Source organism: Sphingobacterium sp. 1.A.4 (assembly GCF_002734245.1).
Classification (GTDB): domain Bacteria; phylum Bacteroidota; class Bacteroidia; order Sphingobacteriales; family Sphingobacteriaceae; genus Sphingobacterium; species Sphingobacterium tenebrionis.
Genome location: NZ_PEAZ01000074.1, coordinates 135,111 through 157,901, shown reverse-complemented (window position 1 = coordinate 157,901; position 22,791 = coordinate 135,111). Strand labels below are relative to the sequence as shown.

General features: G+C 41.6%; 17 protein-coding genes and 1 pseudogene. 8 read left to right on the top strand and 10 right to left on the bottom strand.

The features are described from left to right. Positions 1–220, top strand: a pseudogene (locus CRJ00_RS13205) (IS110 family transposase); the annotation flags it as partial. A 129-nt stretch (positions 221–349) separates the two neighbouring features. On the opposite strand, the gene CRJ00_RS13200 reads toward CRJ00_RS13205, so the two are convergent. From CRJ00_RS13200 to CRJ00_RS13185, 4 genes are all read right to left on the bottom strand, one after another. Further along, the gene (locus tag CRJ00_RS13200; RefSeq protein WP_099367244.1) at positions 350–1,783 is read right to left on the bottom strand and encodes a SusD/RagB family nutrient-binding outer membrane lipoprotein; all 1,434 of its coding nucleotides are present in this window, start codon (positions 1,781–1,783) and stop codon (positions 350–352) included. 11 nt (positions 1,784–1,794) lie between these two features. Continuing rightward, positions 1,795–5,013 (bottom strand): SusC/RagA family TonB-linked outer membrane protein, encoded by a 3,219-nt coding sequence (locus tag CRJ00_RS13195; RefSeq protein ID WP_099367243.1) that lies wholly within the window; start codon positions 5,011–5,013, stop codon positions 1,795–1,797. Between the two features lie 241 nt (positions 5,014–5,254). Further along, positions 5,255–6,307: a dipeptide epimerase gene (locus CRJ00_RS13190; protein WP_099367242.1), complete on the bottom strand. Its 1,053-nt coding sequence runs from the start codon at positions 6,305–6,307 to the stop codon at positions 5,255–5,257. Between the two features lie 5 nt (positions 6,308–6,312). Beyond that, positions 6,313–7,527, bottom strand: coding sequence for a C40 family peptidase (locus CRJ00_RS13185; protein ID WP_099367241.1), 1,215 nt, complete (start codon positions 7,525–7,527; stop codon positions 6,313–6,315). 63 nt (positions 7,528–7,590) lie between these two features. On the opposite strand from CRJ00_RS13185, the gene CRJ00_RS13180 reads away from it, so the two are divergent. Further along, on the top strand, positions 7,591–8,634 hold the full coding sequence (locus tag CRJ00_RS13180; protein WP_099367240.1) for a N(4)-(beta-N-acetylglucosaminyl)-L-asparaginase: 1,044 nt from the start codon (positions 7,591–7,593) through the stop codon (positions 8,632–8,634). Between the two features lie 41 nt (positions 8,635–8,675). Then, on the top strand, positions 8,676–9,191 hold the full coding sequence (msrA, locus tag CRJ00_RS13175; RefSeq protein ID WP_099367239.1) for a peptide-methionine (S)-S-oxide reductase MsrA: 516 nt from the start codon (positions 8,676–8,678) through the stop codon (positions 9,189–9,191). 19 nt (positions 9,192–9,210) lie between these two features. Here the strand turns inward: msrA and CRJ00_RS13170 are convergent, their stop codons facing one another. Genes CRJ00_RS13170 through CRJ00_RS13155 form a run of 4 tightly spaced genes read right to left on the bottom strand, consistent with a single transcriptional unit; the run spans position 9,211 to position 13,844 of the window. Continuing rightward, complete coding sequence (locus tag CRJ00_RS13170; RefSeq protein WP_099367238.1) at positions 9,211–10,716, bottom strand: M14 family zinc carboxypeptidase; 1,506 nt, start codon at positions 10,714–10,716, stop codon at positions 9,211–9,213. A gap of 1 nt (position 10,717) precedes the next feature. Continuing rightward, the gene (locus CRJ00_RS13165; RefSeq protein ID WP_099367237.1) at positions 10,718–11,764 is read right to left on the bottom strand and encodes a S66 peptidase family protein; all 1,047 of its coding nucleotides are present in this window, start codon (positions 11,762–11,764) and stop codon (positions 10,718–10,720) included. Between the two features lie 2 nt (positions 11,765–11,766). Continuing rightward, the gene (locus CRJ00_RS13160; protein ID WP_099367236.1) at positions 11,767–13,101 is read right to left on the bottom strand and encodes a dihydroorotase; all 1,335 of its coding nucleotides are present in this window, start codon (positions 13,099–13,101) and stop codon (positions 11,767–11,769) included. A 50-nt stretch (positions 13,102–13,151) separates the two neighbouring features. Beyond that, complete coding sequence (locus CRJ00_RS13155) at positions 13,152–13,844, bottom strand: ATP-binding cassette domain-containing protein (RefSeq protein WP_099367235.1); 693 nt, start codon at positions 13,842–13,844, stop codon at positions 13,152–13,154. 407 nt (positions 13,845–14,251) lie between these two features. On the opposite strand from CRJ00_RS13155, the gene CRJ00_RS13145 reads away from it, so the two are divergent. The 3 genes from CRJ00_RS13145 (at position 14,252) to CRJ00_RS13135 (ending at position 16,866) form a co-directional block, all read left to right on the top strand. Then, the gene (locus tag CRJ00_RS13145) at positions 14,252–14,869 is read left to right on the top strand and encodes a Crp/Fnr family transcriptional regulator (RefSeq protein WP_099367233.1); all 618 of its coding nucleotides are present in this window, start codon (positions 14,252–14,254) and stop codon (positions 14,867–14,869) included. Positions 14,870–14,952: 83 nt separating this feature from the next. Then, positions 14,953–15,180: a YgaP family membrane protein gene (locus tag CRJ00_RS13140; RefSeq protein ID WP_099367232.1), complete on the top strand. Its 228-nt coding sequence runs from the start codon at positions 14,953–14,955 to the stop codon at positions 15,178–15,180. Positions 15,181–15,348: 168 nt separating this feature from the next. Continuing rightward, positions 15,349–16,866, top strand: coding sequence for a sulfatase family protein (locus CRJ00_RS13135; RefSeq protein ID WP_099367231.1), 1,518 nt, complete (start codon positions 15,349–15,351; stop codon positions 16,864–16,866). Between the two features lie 9 nt (positions 16,867–16,875). Here the strand turns inward: CRJ00_RS13135 and CRJ00_RS13130 are convergent, their stop codons facing one another. Beyond that, the gene (locus tag CRJ00_RS13130) at positions 16,876–19,587 is read right to left on the bottom strand and encodes a GH116 family glycosyl hydrolase (protein WP_099367230.1); all 2,712 of its coding nucleotides are present in this window, start codon (positions 19,585–19,587) and stop codon (positions 16,876–16,878) included. 183 nt (positions 19,588–19,770) lie between these two features. Between CRJ00_RS13130 and CRJ00_RS19010 the strand changes: the two genes are divergently transcribed. Both CRJ00_RS19010 and CRJ00_RS13120 read left to right on the top strand, forming a co-directional pair. Further along, positions 19,771–21,189, top strand: coding sequence for a hypothetical protein (locus CRJ00_RS19010; RefSeq protein WP_218962216.1), 1,419 nt, complete (start codon positions 19,771–19,773; stop codon positions 21,187–21,189). Between the two features lie 273 nt (positions 21,190–21,462). Then, positions 21,463–22,071, top strand: a complete 609-nt coding sequence (locus CRJ00_RS13120) for an outer membrane beta-barrel protein (RefSeq protein WP_099367229.1) — start codon at positions 21,463–21,465, stop codon at positions 22,069–22,071. Between the two features lie 9 nt (positions 22,072–22,080). Here the strand turns inward: CRJ00_RS13120 and CRJ00_RS13115 are convergent, their stop codons facing one another. After that, entirely contained in the window at positions 22,081–22,785 is a 705-nt protein-coding gene (locus tag CRJ00_RS13115) for an SMUG2 DNA glycosylase family protein (protein WP_099367228.1), read from the bottom strand. Positions 22,786–22,791 lie beyond the last annotated feature (6 nt).

Here is a 22,791-nt window from a genome sequence, read left to right as displayed (position 1 = left end):
ACATATCTGCAAGATGGGGATGGGCCAGGTCAGAAAGGTGCTGTACATGGCGGCAATATCCGCCATCAGGAGCAACACCGCCTGCAGCGGGCTTTATGGGAGGTTGATGGAAAAGGGAAAACCCTACAAGGTCGCAATCATAGCAGTGGTGAACAAACTGATCAAACAGGCATTCGCCATCGCAAAATCTGGAAAGGGCTACATCGCAAAAGCGGCCTAATCAGAATATTATTTGGAGAAAATTTAATTTATTATTTGGATATATACACAGTTCATTGCGAGGAACGAAGCAATCTTTAAACTAATCCAAAGATTGCTTCGTCGTACCTCCTCGCAATGACGGGAAAACCTAAGGCTTATCCCACCACACCCTACTATTCAAATTATCCTCACCACCATATGGAAGTGCAGAAACCGCAGCTTCATAATTCGCTTTATTATTTGCTGCCTCACTTAATGGATAACCATCTCTCCTAGGCATCTTACCACCATTAATATCCGAAGCCAGAGTCAGCACAGGATAACCTGTCCTTCTCCATTCTGCCCAACCTTCATACCCATACGGAAACACATGAATATACCGTTGCGTAGCAATCTGCTCCAACGCTTTCGCTGGCGAATAAACAATAGCCGGTTTTGCCAAATATCCAGCTGCTGATGCATCCGAACCGGTCCATTGCTTAATCGATTCTTTTATTCCCGTTTCATAATACGTTTTCGCCTGCGCATCTCCACCAGCAATCCATCCCAACTTAGCGGCTTCCGCTTTTGCGAACTGCAATTGTGCATAAGTTACCAATGGCACAGGAGAGTCTTGATTTCTGATTCCAGCACCCAACAAAGAAACCTTAGGGATATCCACGTCAGGATTCGGAACCGCTTTTCCAAAAGCCAAACCAGCATATCCACCTGCTGCATTCTTATCGCCATAAACTGCCAATCGAGGATCCTCCTGCGGCAACATCAGGTTTACCAAAGCCTCCGACAAAGCATACCAGTTTCTTTTCAACACCGTAAAGGAATTGTACCAGAAATTCTGATGCGCAGCCTGCGCCAAATGAGGATAGGATAAATTATCCGCATTTGCGGTCATATCCCCAGCCTGCATGGCCTTTTCAAACTCCGCCTTCCCTAAGGTAGGATTCACTTTGGATAAGCGTAAGGCCATCAACATATGGATGGAATTCCCCAACTTCTTCCATTTGGACATATCCCCCTTATAAATAATATCGTTCTTGATCGTTCCGTTGGTCAATACAATAGCGGCATTCGCTTCATCCAATAAAGTAAATAAAGCTTTATAGATATCCTCTTGCTTATCGTATTTAGGATTTGGAAGAGCAGTACCCTGGAAGGCTTCCGTATACGGCACATCCCCCCATCTATCCGTCACATTCCACATAAAGAATGCTTTTAAGATCTTGGCTACGGCAACCTGATTGGCAACCGGCCCTTCATTAGCATCCAATGCTTCCTGCTTGCTCAGCACATCCTCCAAGTTCATCAACGGACCCACATACCAGGTCTCAAAATCAAAATTCTGTGCAATAAAACGGGTATTATCCGTATAGGTTGTTAAACTCAGGTATTGCGGATAATGCACACCATACGCGCTAGAGCTTAAATTTGGCAGGAAAAACTGTGCATTCGCAATCAATTGCGTTCCTGAGGCCTTACTGGGCTTATTGGGGTTCTCATAGTACGAATCATCGAAATTAGTACAGGAAGCAACCGCAATAGGCGTAAGGGCAAATAATATATATTTTAATAAATGCTTTTTCATGATGTTAATGGTTAAAATTTAACACTTAAATTAAATCCATAGGAACGAACGGTCTGCAATTCTCCCTTTTCGATCCAGCTGATCGAAGCACTTCCAGCAGATAATTCTGAAGGATCAAGTCCTTTTGGTGCTTTTTGCCAAATCATCCAAGGATTCCTTGCAATAACGGCTACTCGGATAGATTTGAATGGAGAGCTTCCTAATTGATTTTGGTTAAAGGTATAGCCTAAACTTACCTCTCTCAGTTTGATGTACGAAGCATCGTACAACCATTCTTCGTAGATACGGGTACCAATGTTGTTTCTAAAATAAGTTCTTGCATCTACAAATGCATTCACTTCTTGACCAGTAGCTTCTGAAATACCATTTATTTCATAACCTCCACCATCTGCCAATGGATCACGAACATTCTTTCCATTGCTGTTCATCGCAGCAGTTTCCTCCGCCTGACCAGACTTAACGGCCAACATTTTCGACCAGCTGAAGAATTGACCTCCTGCTTGGAAATCGATCATGGCATTAAGGTCCACATTCTTATAGCGGAAGGAATTGATGAATCCTCCTGTAAAATCAGGCAGAACGGATCCGAAGTCCTTGTTCATCTGCTGAATAGGCATATTGCTATTGTCCAATAGAATTTTTCCGGTTGCTTCATCCGTTTTATAGCCCGGTCCTACCAAAGATCCGAATGCCATTCCTTTATTGGCATACAAATACACCGTTTGGCTCGAATAGGTATTGGAACCTAGCTCGTAAGAATCAATTCCAGGGATCAGTTCATGGATTTTGCTGTTGTTTTTAGCACCGTTCAAGGTGGTTGTCCAAGTGAAATTCTCCGTTTGAACAGGCGTTGCATTAATCGATACCTCAATACCGTTATTTTCGATATCTCCGGCATTGACTGTTGCACGAGAGAAACCAGTTCCTGAAGAAGTGGAAAGACTGATCACCTGATCCTTATTACGTTGTTGGTAATAAGTCACATCCAATCCCAAGCGGTTCTGGAAGAACTTCAAATCGGCACCAATTTCATAAGAATGCGCGAAAGAAGGCTTCAGGTTTGGATTGTTCAAGATATCAGGAATAGAAAGTGTATTGATAGTAGAATTCGAAGTCGCATAAACACTTCCGATATTATAATTGGTCAAGATATCGAATGGATCCACATCCGCACCTGCCACCGCATAAGAAGCTCTCAACTTACCAAAACTCAAAGCAGAAGGTCCGATCAGGTTACTGAACACAAAGGCACCAGATACCGAAGGGTACCAATAGGAATTATTGTCTTTAGGTAAGGTCGATGAAATATCCCGACGGATAGAGGCATCCAAGAAATAGGTATCCTTGTAACCAATAGAAGCCATGGTATAGAAAGAACGTATCTGTTTTTTCAATTTATAAGATTCATTCAATGGTCTATCAATCGAACCTTCGATATTAAAGAAGGCTGGAGAACTCAATCCACCCTGTGTTTTTTGGGTTAGGTAGTCATAATTCCGTTGATAGATATTACCACCCATATTGGCATTCAGTGAAAAATCGTCCCAAACCTTATCGTAGGTTGCCAAGAACTCGTAGTTCGTTTCATCATTTTGGAACTTCCCTACCGAATATCCTGTGTTGGATAAGAAAGATCCTGCTCCAGATTCCGAACGTCCACCGATCGATAGTTTACGACTGGTGTTTTGGGTAAATAAATCCTTGCGCACGAAAGCCGATAGTTTCAATTCCGGCAATACCTTATAGGTTAATCCCGCATCACCAAAAACGCGATCACGGTTATCATTGTTCAGGTTTTCGTAAGCATCAAAGAAAGGGTTGTTCCAATCCGATGGCGTATTATTGATCATCAATTCCTGCGTAGTATTTGGATTCACGTTCCAGTTCATGATCGTACCATCGGCATAGCGATAGTTTCTCAATCTATTGATATCGATATTCCGTTGGAACCATTGCGTTGCTCCCGTGAAAGAACCTTGGTAACCCATTACCGGACGTTGACCATTGTTATTTGCATAATTGATGTTCGCAGAAGCCGTCAGGTTATCGGTTAAATCCAAGGAACCGTTCAATGCAAAGTTATTACGCTTCAACCAGGTATTCGGGTAAGTTCCTTTGATGTAGGTATTGTTGTACGAAAAACGAACCGCGGAATTCTCTGCACCTCCAGCGATCGTAATACCATTATTGGTATTCATTCCTGTCTGAAAGAAATCCTTGATATTATTTGGTTGTGGAGAAAAAGGGGTTGCCTTTCCATAATCTTCATCCTGTTTATAGAAACTATAATACATCCTTACAGGCGTACCATCCATCTTTGGACCCCAGGATTCATCATTTCCGTTCACATACAATTCGCCGGAGGCCAATTTCAGGAAGGTCTGGTTATTACCCACCCCATAAATATTCTGTAGTGGCATAAAATTTCCGACCTGTTCAAAAGATGTGGCGGAGTTAACATCGACAGATATGGATTTCGGACCCTTTTTACCTTTTTTAGTGGTGATCATGATAACCCCGTATTGTCCTCTCAATCCGTACAAGGCAGAAGCCGTAGGGCCTTTCAGCACGTTGATAGATTCAATATCCTCAGGATTGATATCCTGTCCCACGTTTCCAAGGTCTACACCATTACCGGTACTGCTACTGAAGTTGGCATTGGAAATAGGTGTTCCATCAATTACCATTAATGGTTGGCCACCACCAGTTACGGAGTTGATACCCCTGATCTTGATCTTTTGGGTACCACCTAAACTCGCTCCTGAAGAACCGGTAACCTGCGCACCAGCTACTTTTCCTGCCAAGGATCCAAGGACATTGGTTTCTTTTGTAAAGGTCAAATCATCCCCATCGATCTTCTGGGTCGAATATCCAAGCGATTTTTCGCTTCTTTGGATGCCTAGGGCGGTTACTACGACCTCATCGATCGCTCCCTCTTCCTGATCCAATTGCACCTGAATGCTTGTCCGGCCATTTACGGCTACTTCCTTGGGTGCATATCCTACCGCCGTGATCCGAAGAACAGCACTATTAGGAGCATTGATTGAAAATAATCCGCTTTCATTGCTGGCAGTACCCTGCTGGGTACCTTTTATAAATACCGAGGCGCCTACTATGGGCTCTCCTTTCGTATTTGTAATCTTTCCAGCTATAGATTGTTGTTGTGCGGCCAACATTTGCATAGAGCAAACGGATGCTACCGCAAGTGAAATAATTGAAGGTAGTTTCATCTTTAGCTTGATTGGTTATTAAGACAAAACTAAGATAGCTGAATGATGTCAAATCTGATAGGAAATTTGCAAAAAAATGCAATTTAGATTGATTATTTGTTAGTATTTGGGAAGTAAAAAAGAAAAATAGCCAAATAATGTTGCATAAAATTGCAATTTTATTGCCCATAAAATAAAAAAACAATCAATTTTTTAGGTTGATTGTTTTTTTAATAGCTCTGCTAAGAAATTAATAGCAATATTATTTCAATTTTATACCAATTCCGGGGCGATCCGGTAAAATACATTTCCCATTCTCCACCCGCATGCCATCATAAAGGTCATTATCAATCAAAAGTGCTCCGTCCAAATCCGCCCAATCCACTAAAGGCGCTAATTGAGCGGCCGCAGAAATAGCACAGGAAGTCTCCGTCATACAGCCTAACATCACTTTCATGTTTAATGCCCTGGCCAATTCGGTCATTTGTTTGGCCTCTCGCATACCGGTACACTTCATCAATTTGATGTTGATACCTGTATAGACACCTTGCAATCCTGGAACATCCACTAAGCGTTGGCAGCCTTCATCGGCAATTGTCGGTATTGGTGAATGCTCAGTCAGCCAAGCATTCTCATCGATCATTTCCTTCGGCATCGGCTGTTCCAGAAAAACCACATTGCGTTCCTTTAACCAATGGGCCATTTCCAAAGCTTCTTCCTTATTTTTCCATCCCTGATTCACATCTGCACATAAAGGCACATCCGTCACGGAACGAATGGTTTCTATGATCATTTTATCGGTATCCAATCCTAATTTCACTTTTAGGATCTTGAACTGTTCCGCTTCCTGCACTTTCTTTCTGATCATTTCTTCCGTGTCGATACCGATGGTATAGGAAGTTGCAGGAATCAGTTCCGGATTCAGACCCCAGATCTTATAAAAAGGCTGGTTCATCAATTTCCCTAAAAGATCATGCAAGGCGATATCCAGCGCCGCTTTTGCAGCAGTGTTTTTCGCTTCTAAGGCATCTACCGCATGCAGGATTTCCTCTGTTTGAAAAGGAGAATCGAAAGAGGAAAGATCGATCTTATTTAAAAATGCCATCACGCTTTCCTGCGATTCGCCGAGGTATGGCGGCATACTTGCTTCCCCATATCCTACTACCCCTTCATACTCCAGCTCCGTCAACACCACAGGTGTGGTCGATCGGCTGAAAGAGGCAACAGTAAAAACATGTCTTAAGGTTAGGGTGTAAGGTTTGAACCTCAGGGTAAATTTCCCCATTTTTTTACTTACCCATTCTTGTTGATCCATCTCTATTATGGTTTATAATATGCGTTGTTCTGAACTTTTTGGATTTGGGCATCCTCCGCCCCGATATACCTGCGCGCAGCAACAACGGTCCTGGTCTGGAAATCATCATAATTACTAGCGTTCTTCAGCATGGAATTGATTCGCACCGTCCCTGCTGCATGAATAAATTCACCATTTCCGATATACAATGCCACATGGGTTACACGGGCATTGGGGTTACTATTTTTTCCGGACGCAAAGAACAATAGATCTGCAGGTTTCAGGTTCTTTAAAGCCTTTTCCGCATCAAAATGCCCGTCTTTATCCAATATATCAATTTTATCGCCGGCCAATACCTGTTGGGAGGCATCCCTCGGAATCACATAACCATTCATGTAATAGGCTGTTTTGGTGAACCCCGAACAGTCTACCCCTTTTACCGAAGTTCCACCCCATAGGTAGGGTAATCCCATCATGGTCTTTGCACTAGATAGCACATTTTCGGAAGTCAACTGGCGGGTCGCTAACCATTGGTCAAAACTTAGGGCTTCACTTTTAGGGATGAAAGCAATCCGTTTATCGGGATAACTCACTTGATAAAAATCACCAGATTCTGCTGTTAGGGCAAGAATATCTCCATATACTAAATCCGATACGCGAATACTCGCCGGATCAGCTTTCGAATAGGATTTTCCAAATTCCTGCGTATAGATTACTTTTTTACTGTTTTTCCATTCTGCGATTTCCTTGGCATTCATCGGCACCAACGAAGAAGCAGGGATATAGGAAATATATCCTTCCGGAGTTCTGACACGGAATTCACCGCGATCCTTCTGTAGAATATCCACCTGGGTACCCAACAATGCTTGGGTTGCCATTTCAGAGGCATTGCCCGGTTGGGTCCTTAAATTGGCCACCGAAAGGTTGATCACCCCATAGATTTTCTCCCCAATAGAAGTATCCGGCAGGGATTTGATGGATATTTTACCTGGTAAACCTTTAATCTTGGACTGTAGGAAGGTATTTGCTTCCTTCTCAGTAGATTCGATCACATAGGTATTCTTCTTTGCATCCGCTTGTACCAATGCAACAATTTTAGTACGTTTATCTGGCGCATATTTTTGTTTAGCCTCCAACACCAGCCCCTCCACTTTTTTATAGAGCGTGGAATCTGTCTGGGCATGGGCTAATTGATTTATTCCGAGAATAAAACAAAATAATGCGGTAAATTTAAAGTTCATGTTCACTGTTTATGAGTCCTAAATAGGTAAATATGCAATTCTATTACTAATATTGCAAATACTATGCATTCACGAAGAAAATTTATCAAACAAAGTATTGTCGGGGCAGCAAGCCTATCGGCAGTAGCTACCGCCATCTCTTGCGACAATAATAGCAATGCAGCCAAAGGCAAAGGAAAAAAACCAATTGTTATTTCTACGTGGGATTTCGGCGTTGCAGCCAATAAAGCAGCTTGGGAGGTATTAGGAAATAATGGTCGTGCATTGGATGCCGTGGAGCAAGGGGTTAAAGTAGCCGAAGCAGACCTGGAAAATCAAACCGTAGGTAAAGGCGGATTCCCTGATCGCGATGGCCATGTGACCTTGGATGCCTGCATCATGGATGAACTAGGCAATTGTGGTTCTGTGGCAGCTTTGGAAAACATTGCCCATCCTATTTCCGTTGCCCGCTTGGTGATGGAAAGAACACCACATGTGATGCTGGTTGGTCTAGGCGCTAAACAATTTGCTTTGGAAAATGGATTTCAAGAAGAAAACCTGTTGACCGAAGCTTCTGAAAAGGCATGGAAAGAATGGTTGAAGGAAAAGAACTATAAGCCGGTGATGAATATTGAGAACAAGGCTTTTGCGACCGAAAAACTTCCTGGAAATAAATACAACCACGATACCATCGGTATGTTGGCCTTAGATGCGAATGGGAATCTATCCGGTGCCTGTACCACCAGCGGCATGGCCTTCAAAATGCATGGAAGAGTTGGCGACAGCCCCATCATTGGCGCAGGATTATATGTGGACAATGAAATCGGAGGTGCAACTTCAACCGGTGTTGGAGAGGAAGTCATCCGTACAGTGGGAAGTTTTCTGGTGGTAGAATTGATGCGTCAAGGTTATTCTCCCGAAGATGCCTGCAAAGAAGCCGTGATGCGGATCGTGAAAAAGAAACCCGATATCGCCAAGGATATCCAGGTCGGGTTCCTTGCTTTAAATAAAAACGGAGAATATGGTTCTTATGCTTTGCAGGATGGATTCACCTTTGCCGTATGCGATAATGAGAAACAAGACCTCATCGAAAAAGGAAAGTACCATTACAATCCGAAGAAAAGCTAAAAAAGAATTCTTCGTAAATTTGTATAAACAAACAACAAGATATGATTGCAACATTCGGTGGAGGTTGCTTCTGGTGTACAGAGGTCATCTTCCAACATACAAAAGGTGTAAAGGAAGTCCTTCCAGGTTATATGGGCGGACAACGTGAGAACCCAACCTACGAACAGGTATGTTCAGGCGCTACGGGGCATGTAGAGGTCATTCAGATCGATTTTGATGAAAGCCAAGTTTCTTTTCAGGATCTATTGGAGGTTTTCTTTAAAACCCACGATCCTACTACATTAAACAGACAAGGAGCAGATGTGGGAACCCAATATCGTTCGGTGGTTTTCTACCATGATGACAAACAGAAGCAGGAAGCAGAAGCGTTTATCCAAGCATTGGAAGAGGCTAAGGTTTATGATAGTCCGATCGTAACTGCTGTAGAACCAGCAGTAACCTTTTGGGAAGCCGAAGATTATCACCATGATTACTTTAACCAGAATCCCCAAAACCAATTCTGTCAAGTAGTCATTGCTCCCAAACTACAGAAATTCCTAAAGTTATATCAGCAATAACGATAAAAAAAACAGAGTCCTATTGGACTCTGTTTTTTAATGCTGGCAATTCTGCCAAAGGTTTTGATAGATCTATCAAATAACCGTTCAATATCGCATATTTAAGGTTTCCAGCTGAATCACCGATGTAGAAATTGGCTGTTCCCCCTAAATCTATAAAGCTTGTTGTCGCAAAATTAAGTTTATTATAGATATGTATAGGCAAATTATGCAGACTTCCCACTTGAGCAGGTGTCAGTCCCTTAACTTGGATCCCCATATAACCCTTTTTCAACAGATCATAAGCCATTTCTTTGCTGATGTTCTTCAAGGAATCCACCGGTGTTGCTGCTAATTTACCAACCACCAATTTCATTCCTTTAGCCTCTACTTCATCATATCCATAAGACTCTGGAAGATCACCGATATCCTCTACCCTACCTCGAATAAAATAATCTCTTCCAACCGTAGTTTCACCACGACGGATGGCAATATCGCTCACCAAGGAAATAGAATCTGATCCAAATTCCAAACCACGAATCATAACATCGTGCATCTGGCTGGCATTGAATGGAATATCCTCATACCCTTTAGCATCATATTGGCCATAACTACCTTCGGCAATTTCCAATAGAGCGTTCAGGATAATGATAAAATTCAATTTACGGATCTGTTGTTTTTCCGGGTCTCCTTTTAATCCACCCGATTCGATCAATACCGTGCTGGCATCCCAAGATTGGAAATTATCCCCAAAACCACGTGGTGTATAGGTATCATCGTATTTCGCCACCGCATCAGGAATGTACTGTTGCAAAATGGTATTCATCCCGACAATGATCTGCATGGCTCCCTTTCGGATATCGTTGATATCCCTTTCCTGGTTAAATGCCGGTGCCAATAAAGAAATGGTCACTGGATTCTTTGTATCGGGCACATTGTAATAAATATTCTGATCATGAAGGTTGAAACCGTACCTCGGATTAACCGCCTTGGCACGCGCTTTTAATAAAGCTCCTTCTACCGTTTGACCTGCTCGGGCATCCCGATTAAGGTCTATGCTCTGCGCATTCCTACGCATAAAACGTTCTGCTCCATCCGGATTGAGCATCGGAATAAAATGAAGCTCCAAATTGGATTGGAGTATATTTCTGATGGAATCAAAACCATCGTTCTTTCTGGAAAGAAAATTAAAGATATCAAACAAGGCCATCGTAGCAGTAGGCTCATCACCATGCATTTGTGACCAAAGCATCACCTTTTTATCGCCTTTACCATAGCTTAGCTCATAAATCGCTCGTCCTTCCACAGATTTCCCAATTTGAGAAACTGCAAACAGTGAATTTCCTTGATGAACTTTAACCAAAGAATCAATATCCTGATGTTTGAAACGTCGATGGAAAAGCGCTTTTTCCTTATATTTAGCATGCATCTCATTCCATTGACTGCTGTCGACCTGAAGCCCCTTTCCTGAAGAGGAATTCGAAGAAAATGGATTGCCGCATGTCGTTGCAGCGAGTAAACCGATGGAAACAAGAAATAACTTCATACTATACTAACGCTTTTTCAAGAAACTCTATTGTGCCTTTACTGGCATCGATCCTTGCTTTCACCCCTACCGGCAATAAGAACTGATCAGAAACATGACCGATCACTGCTCCGGAATAGGAAGGAATGTTCAAAGGTTTGATATAGTCCCGTAAGATCTGATCTAGGTTCAACGATCCATAACCAGCAGATGGGCTACAATCAGTACATTTCCCAAAAACAAAACCTTTGATCTGGGATAATATCCCTGCATTCATCAGTTGGCAGAACATCCTATCCACTTTTTCTGGAGATTCGTTGATCTCTTCCAAAAAGAGGATACTATCCTTAAAATCCGGAAGATAAGGAGAACCACAAAGACCCGAAATCAAGGTGAGGTTTCCGCCCAAGAACTTCCCTTCTACAACACCTGGATTAATGGTTGTAATCCTATCTTTATACTGGACCACATTATCTCCTTTTTTATCCGGATTACTATAGGTTACCAGTTTGTTTTCCATTAACTGTTCAGTAAAGCCCTTAGCTACATAATTACTCCATGTACTGGTTCCTACCGGGCCATGGAAAGTAACCAAACCAATTTTTGCTTGAAAAGCCATGATCAAGGCCGTGATATCACTATAACCGATCAATGCCTTCGGGTTTTTGGCAATCATATCGTAATCGATCTTATGCAGCAGCCTGGATGCTCCAGCACCTCCACGGATACAAAGAATACCTGCTACCTCTTTATCACGAAACATCGCATGCAAATCTTCCAACCGCTGCGCATCTGTTCCGGCCAGATTACCATAACGTTCGCGGATATATTTTCCTTCCTTCACCTTGAAACCAAAATAAGCCATAACATCCTTACAGATGGTAATGGACTCTTCATCCGGCAATGCGGAGGCAGGAGTTATCAGGCCAATGGTATCACCGGCTTTAAGCACCTTTCCTTTTAATAAATTCTTCAATTGTGCGGCTGTGGCCATGGCTTCCGAATGCCCGAAAAATGGCACACTTGCCAAACCAAGTCCAATGGCTTTTATAAATGAACGTTTATCCATAATTAACGATTAAAGAGTAAGCGATGTCCAGAACCTACTTCTACAATCTTCCCTGCCGTATAGGCTAGATTTCCTGAAACCAGGGTATGCTCGATGGTAGAAGAGAACGTGTGGTTATCGAAAGGTGACCAGCCACATTTCGATAAAATATTGTTTTTATTTACCGTGTAAGGTTTGTTCAGATCCACCAATACCAGATCCGCCCAATAGCCTTCCCGAATAAATCCGCGTTGTTCAATCTGAAAAAGCGTAGCCGTATTATGCGCAGTCTTTTGAACCAATTGTTCCAAGGTCATTTTTCCTTGTTTTACCAAGTCCAAAAGTGCCTGTAGCGCATGTTGCACCAAAGGTCCACCAGATGGTGCTTGAAGATAAGGTTGTTCCTTTTCTTCGATGGTATGTGGCGCATGGTCGGTTGCAATCACATCAATATGGCCATCCAGAACAGCTTTCAGGATAGCATCTCTATCGTTGGCTGTTTTTACGGCTGGGTTCCATTTGATGTAATTCCCTTTGGTCTTGTAATCTTCATCCGAAAACCAAAGATGATGGATACAGGCTTCAGCCGTAATCCTTTTCTGTTCCAATGGAATATCATTTTGGAACAAGGCTGTTTCCCTGGCCGTTGAAATATGCAGAATATGTAATCTGGTATTGTTCTTTTTGGCAAGTTCCACCGCTTTGGAAGAAGATAAGTAGCAAGCCTCCGCCGATCGGATCAAGGGATGCATTTCGATGCTTACCTGCTCGCCATATTTTTCCTTATAGGCAGCCAGATTGGCTTGAATAGTTGCTTCATCCTCACAATGGGTAGCGATCAAGGTGGGTGCCTGGCTAAAAATAGCTTCTAATGATCTTTCATTATCTACCAACATATTACCGGTCGATGAACCCATAAAAATCTTGATACCACAAACGTCCCTCGGGTTGGTTTTTAAAACCTCCTCCAGGTTATCATTTGCAGCCCCCATGAAAAAGGAATAATTGGCTAAGGAGCTATCTTGGGCAATATCGTATTTATCTTGGAGCAGTTTCTGGGTCAAAGTATTAGGCACCGTATTGGGCATTTCCATAAAAGAAGTGGTCCCTCCGGCTACCGCAGCCCTACTTTCGCTGTAGATATTGGCTTTATGGGTCAGCCCCGGTTCACGAAAGTGAACCTGATCATCGATCAGCCCAGGAAAAAGATGTAATCCTTCCGCATTGATTTCCTGATCTGCTTTCAGATCCAAGGTACTCCCGATTTTCGCAATCCTTCCATCTTTGATATAAATATCCAGTGCGCGTTGCTCCCCTTCATTTACAACCAAAGCATGTTTGATTAATATAGTAGACATGTAATTTTTTTTATAACAAATATAGAAAATATGCCTCCTTTACATAGGCTTTATTCAGATTTCCCGTCAAATGTTCCGTCAGGCACATAGAACATCTCTAAATCCTCTTTCTTTTCGATCCTACGGCATCCCCCATTTTCCAACAACATCAATTGATTGCTGATGTCCAACACATTCATATAATCGTGATCCGAGATCAGGATTCCTTTTCGACGGCTGGAATCCACGATGTGTTCTTGGATCTTTTCCTTCAGAACAGGAGAAAGGCCTGTAAAGGGCTCATCGAGTAGAATAAAAGTGGCCGGTTGATGTAGTAAGAGTAGGATTTCTAAATACCTCAATTCGCCCCCCGAAATCTCGGCAATTTTATTTTTAAGGATAGGTTTTAACACTTCGTTCTCATATAATCCCTCTCGAAAAGTTTCATCGCTTATCATAAAGTCGATCATATGCTTCACCAAGGAAGATGTAGGCAGAAAGCTATCCTGTGGCAGGTAGCATACCTCTTTCGTTTCAAAAGCCCGATTCACTTTCTTCCCATTGATTCGTATATAGGCGTAATGGGCGCGGACAATACCAAATACAATTTTCATCAGGGTTGATTTCCCTGTTCCATTTCTGCCAAGCAATCCGATAATATCGCCTACCTTCAACCTTAGATAACCACCGGTCAACAGCGTACGCATGCTGGAATAACTGAATTCCACTGAATCTACATGAAGTTCTTTTTCATTTCCGGACATAGTACAAGATTAAAGCAATGAGCAAGCCTGTTAAAAAGTTCCAGAGAAAGGATAGCAAAAGTAATCTTCTTCTGGAGTAACCGAGGTTATAATAGACGAGGTTTCCTGATTTATCAAAGAAGAGCACAAAAGCACAAACCGGTATAAAAGTCAGCAAAGAAAAGGCCGCCACAAAAAAGCCTGGACCAAGTTTGATATAAAACAAAGATGCAAGTAAGTTGAATATAAAAATCGGCCTAAAAAAACGCCAGATATATTTGTTCATAATTGGCATAACTAAAGCTACGAATAATTATGGTTATATTTAGCAATACAGCTACATTCTAAAGCATTATCGCTCAATTCTGAGGATTGTCCGTGTTTAAACATTAATTTCATGGTTTATTGATCACACTATACAAAAAAACATGATTGCAGACGTATTCAACTTTCTGACGGAAGCTGGGCTTCGGGAAGAATTGGAGGAGAAGGGAGTTCATTTAAAGGTTCCAGCAGGTAAAATAGTCGTTGAACCCAACAAATATATCAAGGTCATCCCATTATTGATCCAAGGCACGGTCAAGGTGCTCAGACAGACAGAGAACGGCAATGAACTTTTCATCTATTATATCCGAGCTGGCGAATCCTGTGCGGTTTCCCTATCCACCTCGCTGATGGATAAATTATCCAACATCAAGGCGATTGTCGAAGAAGATGTGGAATTAATTGCTGTTCCATCATCGGTAGCCAGGCAGTGGTTTGAAAAATATGCCAGTTGGCGGCTGTTTGTCCTGAAAACCATGGATCAACGCTATGATGAAATCATCAATGCATTAGACAATGTGGCTTTCAAGAAGATCGAAGAAAGACTGCTCGAACATTTGAAATCCAAGGCAGAGATAATGCAAACAACCATCCTGAAATTAACACATCAAGATATCGCTATCGAATTATCTACTTCAAGGGAAGTGGTCTCTAGGCTGTTAAAGGTATTTGAGCAACGCGGTTTAATCAAGCTTTCAAGAAATAAAATAGAAATCCTGTAATTTTTTTAGGCTCTGTGATAAATGTCACGTAGTTTAAATGTTTTGAGTTGCATTTTTGTGTTATCACACTAACAAACGATGCTATGAAAAAGAACATGGGAACCGCGGATAAAATCATCCGCATATCAATCGCATTCATTATTGCCGTATTATATTATTTGGGTATAATTTCAGGAACTCTAGCTATCATATTACTCCTTGTTGCTGGGATTTTTATCCTGACTAGTCTAATAGGCGTATGTCCTATCTATAGTATATTCGGCATTTCTACGAGGAAAAACAATGATGCCAATGAATATCACGAATTCTAAAAATTGAACATCTAACACCCTTAGGCCGATGGGAAATGATAGCCTTGATCACACTAGTATTATCAACACTTAAAGGCCAATAAATTGAAATAAAGGTGCCCCAAAAGGCACCTTGTTTCTTTAATAAGGTAATTAATGCTATCTTAGAGCTAACCTATTACCAAAGAAATGAATTCATTTATTGCAAAGATTTCCATGATGGTTTTAACCATCATCTGTTTCCATACGGTTTATGCGCAAAAGAATAAAGCAAAACCCAATGTCATCCTGATTTATGCGGATGATCTGGGTTATGGGGATGTGAGCGCCTATGGGGCCAGCAAAATTCAAACACCTCATTTGGATGCCTTGGCAAAATCCGGAACACGGTTTACTAATGCCCACAGTACTTCAGCTACCTGTACTCCATCACGTTTTGCCCTGATGACTGGTAATTATCCATGGCGCCAAAAAGGTACGGGCGTTCTGCCAGGAGATGCCAAATTGATCGTTCCTACGGACAAGGCAAGTTTGCCCAAGGTCTTTAAACAAGCGGGATATCAAACAGCGGTGGTAGGAAAATGGCATTTAGGTTTAGGCAATCAAGTGGAAAAGAACTGGAATGAGGATATCAAACCTGGACCTAATGAGGTCGGATTTGATTATTCCTTTATCTTCCCAGCAACTGCTGACCGAGTACCCACCGTATTCATGGAAAACCATCGGGTGGTTGGATTGGACCCTAAAGATCCCATCCGCGTCAATTACCAGGAAAAAATCGGAAACGAACCAACTGGTAAAGAAAATCCTGAGTTGTTAAAAATGAAGGCATCTCCCAATCATGGGCATAATAACACCATTGTAAACGGAATTGGAAGAATCGGTTTTATGGAAGGCGGAACCAAAGCCCGTTGGGTGGATGAAGAAGTCTCGACCACCTTTCTCCAGGTCGCACAGGATTTCATCAAAAAGAATAAGCAACAACCTTTCTTCTTGTTCTTTTCCCTTACGGAACCGCATGTACCCCGGATGCCAGCCACCTTCTTTAAAGGAAAAAGTGAACTTGGATACCGTGGGGATGCCATTTTGCAATTGGATTGGACAGTTGGCCAGATCATGGAACAATTGGAACTGCTGGGCTTGAGGGATAATACCATCATTGTGTTTTCTAGCGACAACGGCCCGGTAATCGACGATGGTTATGAGGATGAGTCTGTAGAGAAGAGTCATGGGCATGAAGCTGCCGGTCCTTTCCGAGGTGGAAAATACAGCAACTTTGAAGGTGGAACCCGAGTTCCGTTCATTGTGGCGGGAAAAGGCATCAAAAAGAACCATGTAACCGACGCCTTGTACAGTCAGATCGATCTGATTGCCTCGTTTGCAGAAATGTTGGGTCAGGACAAACCACAGGATGCAAAAGATAGTGAGATGCTTTTTTCTACTTTACAGGGAAAGGATAAAAATGGCCGTTCTATCTATGTTCAGCATGCGCAATCATTGGCGATCGTAAAGGATAATTGGAAATATATAGTGCCTAATAATGGCCGGGCTATCAATAAACAAACGAATACCGAATTAGGGAATTCGCAAGTTCCCCAATTGTATAATTTAGCTGAGGATCAAGGGGAAAGGGTTAACCTTGCAGAAAAATATCCGGAGAAAGTAAAAGAACTTCAGGACTTATTGGAAAAAGAAAAGAACAAATAGCTATTCCCTTCAGGAATAGCTAATGATCAGCCTATCTCCTTTTCTAAGGATTATTTCTTCGGCAAACTCCATTGTTTTCTTATTGTCGGATCCCCCTTTTTTGGATGTCTCCAATGGGTGTCCATTCAATGAGACCGTTAAGGATCTATTTTGATGGGATGCAAAGCCATCTCCCAAACTCAACCTTTTAAGGGTTAAAGTTCCATAACGCATGAATATATCGGCCATTGGCCCCTCTTTCAGGTTTAATCGTTGGGAAAAGGTTCCCCAACCTTCTGCCGCAGTAAATGCTGCCCTAAATTCTTCCGGGTTTATTTTTGGATCAAATCCTATGCTTTTTTGTGGGCCATGATACGTAAATCCGCAGGCATTGATGAAACTGCCATAGCTCGCCATCGCGCGGGCATAATGGTCACTACATTCGATTTCATTGAAAGGATTTCGCTTTGAACCATGATATCGATCGTGGATTTTTCTGGTCAGGATCAACCCTTCATCCAGCATTCCTTCGGCTATCATATGAGCGGCTACTTGATGTTCAAAGCCACTCATGCACTCATGGAAATAACCAAGTTGCCAGGTCACATTTTCGCCATATGGCTTATCCTCATTTTTAGGATTGGTATTCATGACCATTCCCCCATCTCCTGCCAACGCGTAGGGCCTTCCATTTAAATGCGTTTTGATATAGGGACCAACATCATTGGTAAAATTATATTTCCATAAAGCTTGTAGGGCAGATAAGGTTTTCTTTTTATCATTGATGCGGGGCAGGTTCAATTGATGCGTCCATGCCTGTCCGTAAACCTGATCGATATGGCAGGTATTATAAGATCCCAATTTCTTCCGTCCAAAGTCCTTGTTAGGTCTATGAATATAATATTCTCCATTGAACAATTCTTCATCCATATGCTTGGCCCCTTTTAGGACATAGTTTTCACAGATTTTTTGGAATTCAGCATCAGCAACTTCTTCCGCCATTTTTGCTCCTGCCTGTACGGCTGCCAGACATAAACCTACTATCCAGGCAATCTCTCCTTCCCATACAGCATCCAATGTATTTTCCATGGGCGTGTCGGTCATCCCATCCCCATTTTTATCCTGATCCAAAACAAATTGGATGGCCTTTTTCAGATTACTCCAGTTCCGTTTTAAAAAAGCATCATCCTTACTCATCTGATGATCCCTATAAAACCTTAAAATAACGCCTGCCTGTCCGTCGATTGCCGGTCGGGATTCATATTCTGCCCGAAAGATGATTGCTCCGGTATCGGGTTTAAAACCGACACCTAAATCTGTTGTTTCCCGGAGATTCCGCTCCAGTTCAGGAAATATCCGACCCATCGATTGGCCATATTGCCAAACATGGGTGCAAGTTCCGGCACAAGCTCCGATACCTTCCCAGCCCCAGAACCGTCCTGTAGCAAAACGCATGGTATTTGCGGTTGCCAAGGTTCCTATGTTGAGGAATGTCCTGTCCAAAAACCAGTATGGCAAGCTGCTGTCGTTCCAGGTATCTACCCAATCCAGCGTCTCGGAGGTAAGCTTGGTTTTATTTTCCAGGTAATAAGCTAATACTGCAGCAGCATCCTTAAATTTTGTTCCATACCAATAGCCATCCTTTGCATCCTTAATTTTTGCCTTTAACTTTGGATGTGGATGATTAAAATGCCAAGCAATTGCGAAACGAGCAGCAGTCGATTTCTTAGGAGCCAACTTCTTGGAGATTTGGATCGCACCGATCTGTGATTCTTGGAAATCCACAGCTGAAATATTTTCATCATTCGCCTTCTTATTGAATAAATCCTTCAGCTTATAATTCACATGGTATATGGCATTCGCATCTTCACAGGTGATCCCCATCGTTCCATGGTCACCCGCAAGCTGGAATTCTTCAGGCACATCCTTGCATGAAAATTGAATTAACTTAGCTCCATCTTTCTTTTCATGGAGTTGAGCTACCTTCTTTACCTGTCCAAAATCGGTTCTCCCATGATGTACACCATTTTCCAAATAGCCGATCAATTGGATATCAAGGGATTTATTGGTCTTATTCACAACATCGAGATGAAAACAGGATAAGGGCAGAGAGGAATTTTCTACATCTAATGGAATGTATGGCGTAAAAGCAGTTAAGGTAACATCCACCGGAAAATCCTGACTCGTATAGGTAATCTTACAGGATGGATAGGTGGGTTCAAAAATTACTTCATCCCACAATGCTGCATCCAAATCTTTAAGCTGTATTTTCTTCCCATCCAATACCTGTATTTGGAAACCTTGTGTAAACTTTTGAAGATCTTTTGCCAATGGCGGTTCAACATAGGCTGCCCCATCCCTTGGCCTTACCTTAACCATTTCTTTCCAATTGTGCCATTGAATGACCTTGTTCTCCACCCCTTCATTCATACCATCGTAAGAATCATTGAATACTTGCCATAGCCATAGTTTCCCGTCGCCCCCGATATATACGGTACCTGTATGCAAACCGCCAATGGGCATGCCTATGTATTTCAGTTCATCCTTCGATTTTCGATAAGCAATCTTATCGCCTTTTAGGTACAAGGATTTTATCCATGCTGGATTAATCCCTTTGTTTTCTGGAATGTTATGGATAGGGTTTTCCCAAGCAAACACACTCTTTCCCCATACCGGAAATTGAGTTAGTAAGGTTGCAAAGCCCAAGAGGCTGGAATTTTTTAAAAAATGGCGTCTATTCATGTTCAAATTGGAATTCCCTTGCGTATTTGCTTATACCTTAGGGATCTGTTTATAGTTGATTTTACAATCTTACTTAATTTAGCGATAATTAAGCTATAAATGAATCAGTATGAACAATTTGTTACAATACGGAACGTTTATTGTTAGGATTAGGATGATTAATGACGACCATGAAATTAACTTATGAAAACACGTTCCGCGTTCCTTCTTTTTCTGCTTCCATTGCTTTTCTTTGCGAGCTGTAATCAAACTTCAAAATCCCAAAGCCAAGTTCAAAAAAGTAAAAATCAGATCTGGGAAGTACGGGAAAAGAATTATTCCTTAGACATTGAATTTATTGATTCCATTCAATTTTATGTAGAAAAATCCAAGACCAAACCGGTAGATACTTTACAGAAGATCACGGATTTTGCCACGGCAAAAAAGATGTTGACAGGGGTTGTGGAATTCCGTGAACATCAGGAATATAAAGGCTTAAGACGGATTTTATTCCGAAACGGAGGTATCTATAATAGCCCATACGATGAAGAGGGTTTTGTGGCCTATTATCCTTCGGAAGATATTATTCTGTTTGAGGGTGGTCATTCTTCGGATGTAAGTTTTGATCTTAAGGACGGTCGGGAAACGGAAATTGCAGGTAATCCCGATTTGATGTATAATTCACCCCAGAAAACCGTTCGATTGAATGGTTATTATCCTGGACAGGAATGTGACACCTATTTTATCCAAAAAAAGATGGCAGGAAGGTTTGAAAATATCATTCCCTTATCGGAAGTTTTTGAAAAAAGGGAAAAGACTTTCTTATGCCATATCCCCGAAGCCTTCTGGCAAAACGAAGAGGTACTTTACATGAAGGAAGTCATGTTTTGGGAGGAAAATAAACATGTAACCAAATATTACAAAATAACCCTTATCAATACCAATTTTGAGCCGGTGAAAGAGGCTGTTTGGAGATCTAAAAATCCGTTTGATTTTATTCCAGAGGGATATAAACTATTTAAGGACGAATATCCGGCGGAGGGTCAGGAAGATGGGCTGATCAAAGGGGATTTGAATAAGGATGGATTAGAAGATGTGATTATGCTGATCAAGGGAACTGATACGAGTATGGTGGTTAAGAATACGCATGGGAAAATGGTGGATAGGAATAGAAGGGGGATCATTATACTGTTCAACAAAAAGGATCATTATGAGTTGGGATTGAAAAACTATACCTGTTTTACCTCTGAAAACGAGGAAGGAGGAGTTTATTTTCCCCCGGATTTAGGAATTATGGTGGAGCGAGGGAACCTAAAGATTCATTATGCACATGGTAGATATGGGCATTGGGCCTATACGTTTACTTATAGGAATCGGGATTTTGAAATGATTGGATACGATGAGAGTTCGAATCATGGACCTGTTGTTTTAAGCGAAACGAGTATAAACTTTCTGACCAAAAAGAAACTGACGAGGAAGAATATTAATCAAGCGGAGGATGATGGTGGTGAGGAGGTTTTTGAGGATACCTGGGAGGATATTAGTTTGGAAGAATTAACAAGGTTATCGGAGATTAGGAATTTTGAAGAGTTTGATGTTTCTGAAGCTTATAGTAAGCCATAGAGGTTGTTATATGCTAAGCCATAAAGGGTGTCATCCTTAGTAAACTTAATGTCATCCTGAGCAAAATTAATGTCATCCTGAGCGTAGTCGAAGGATCTGTACGGTTGCTTACGAACAGATGCTTCGACGATGTTCAGCATGACATGATGCTCAGCATGACATCGTGCTCAGCATGACATGGTGCTGCCTTTATCAAATTTCTCTATACCCAGCACCGAATATCTCAACTTATCCCTATCTTAGTGTTGAAAACCAAAATTATTAACACTACCAATGAAAAGAATCTTTCTAAGTATCGCCCTATTGCTTTCTATAGGAGCTTATGCACAAGCCCAAAGTGGCTTTGGAATAAGAGGAGGTTTAAACCTAGCCCAAGAATTTTCTAGGACGGATGATATGACCGCCATCACTAAGATTGCACCGCATTATCATTTAACAGCCTACTATGATGCCCAGATCAAACCTACATTTTCCATACAACCCGGATTATCCTTAGAAAGAAAAGGGGGAGCTTATGAAGAAGATGGCAGAAAATACACAGATAAATTTCTTTATCTCCAATTACCTGTCAATTTTTTAGGTAGAATCCCTACCCGAAAAGGCGACTTTTTTATTGGTGGCGGATTTTATCTAGCATATGGAATAAGTGCAAAATTATCTTCTGGAGGTGTTTCCGTAGATTTAGAAATGGGAGAACTAGAGAACCAGATTAAGCCATTCGATGCTGGTTTGGGTACCCTGGCTGGCTTTAGACTGAATAATGGCCTGGTCTTCCACCTAGCCTCCGCTGCAGGATTTGTAAATATGTCAAATCAATCACAATCAAAATTTTTTAACAGAACAAGTTCGATAGGTATTGGATATGAATTTAATAAGAGATAAAAAGTCTGATTAAAAATTGTTTTTCAATCCTGCTAAGGTTATCAAATATTTATCGATGTAAAAGTCTTTGTCTTTGGATTTATATTGCTGGATATATCGGGGATGTTCAAGAGCCGTCATTTTTTCGAATAGCTGTTCTTCCCTATTAATGATTTCCAGGAATTTTAAATTTTTCTTACCAAGGACAAAGACTTCTGAAGTATCCAGGCCAAGTTCGATATGTCTTTTCAAGGAGGTAATCATAAAAGGTTTCACATCTTGAAATAAGGCCATATCATCATAATAATTGGCATTGGTCCATTGTCTGTTCTTTCCCTGGCGGATGATCGCCAAAGGAAAGGGGGAATTGACATAAAATTGGGAATAGAATCGTTCGGGCCCTCCAAACGCCCTAACCATATCATAGAAAAAAACGGATGACACTTCGTGGGTATGGGCAGATTGCATTTCAATTCCGCACTCGGTTTTCAAGCGTTTAGTATCGGTAAATGGAACGCCCGTAACCCCAGCACCATGCCGACTAGGGTTAATGCCTATGATAAACTTTCGCTTATTGTTGTCGTTATAGTATTTATGGTAGAATTGTGCCATCACTACCAATGTTTCCGGATTTTCAAGAAATGGATTCATTACCCTGAAATCTGGGGGTAAATTCCCTTGATAATGCAGGGTTTTGTTAAAGCTGATGATTTTATCTGCTAAGGTAGTTGACATTCATTC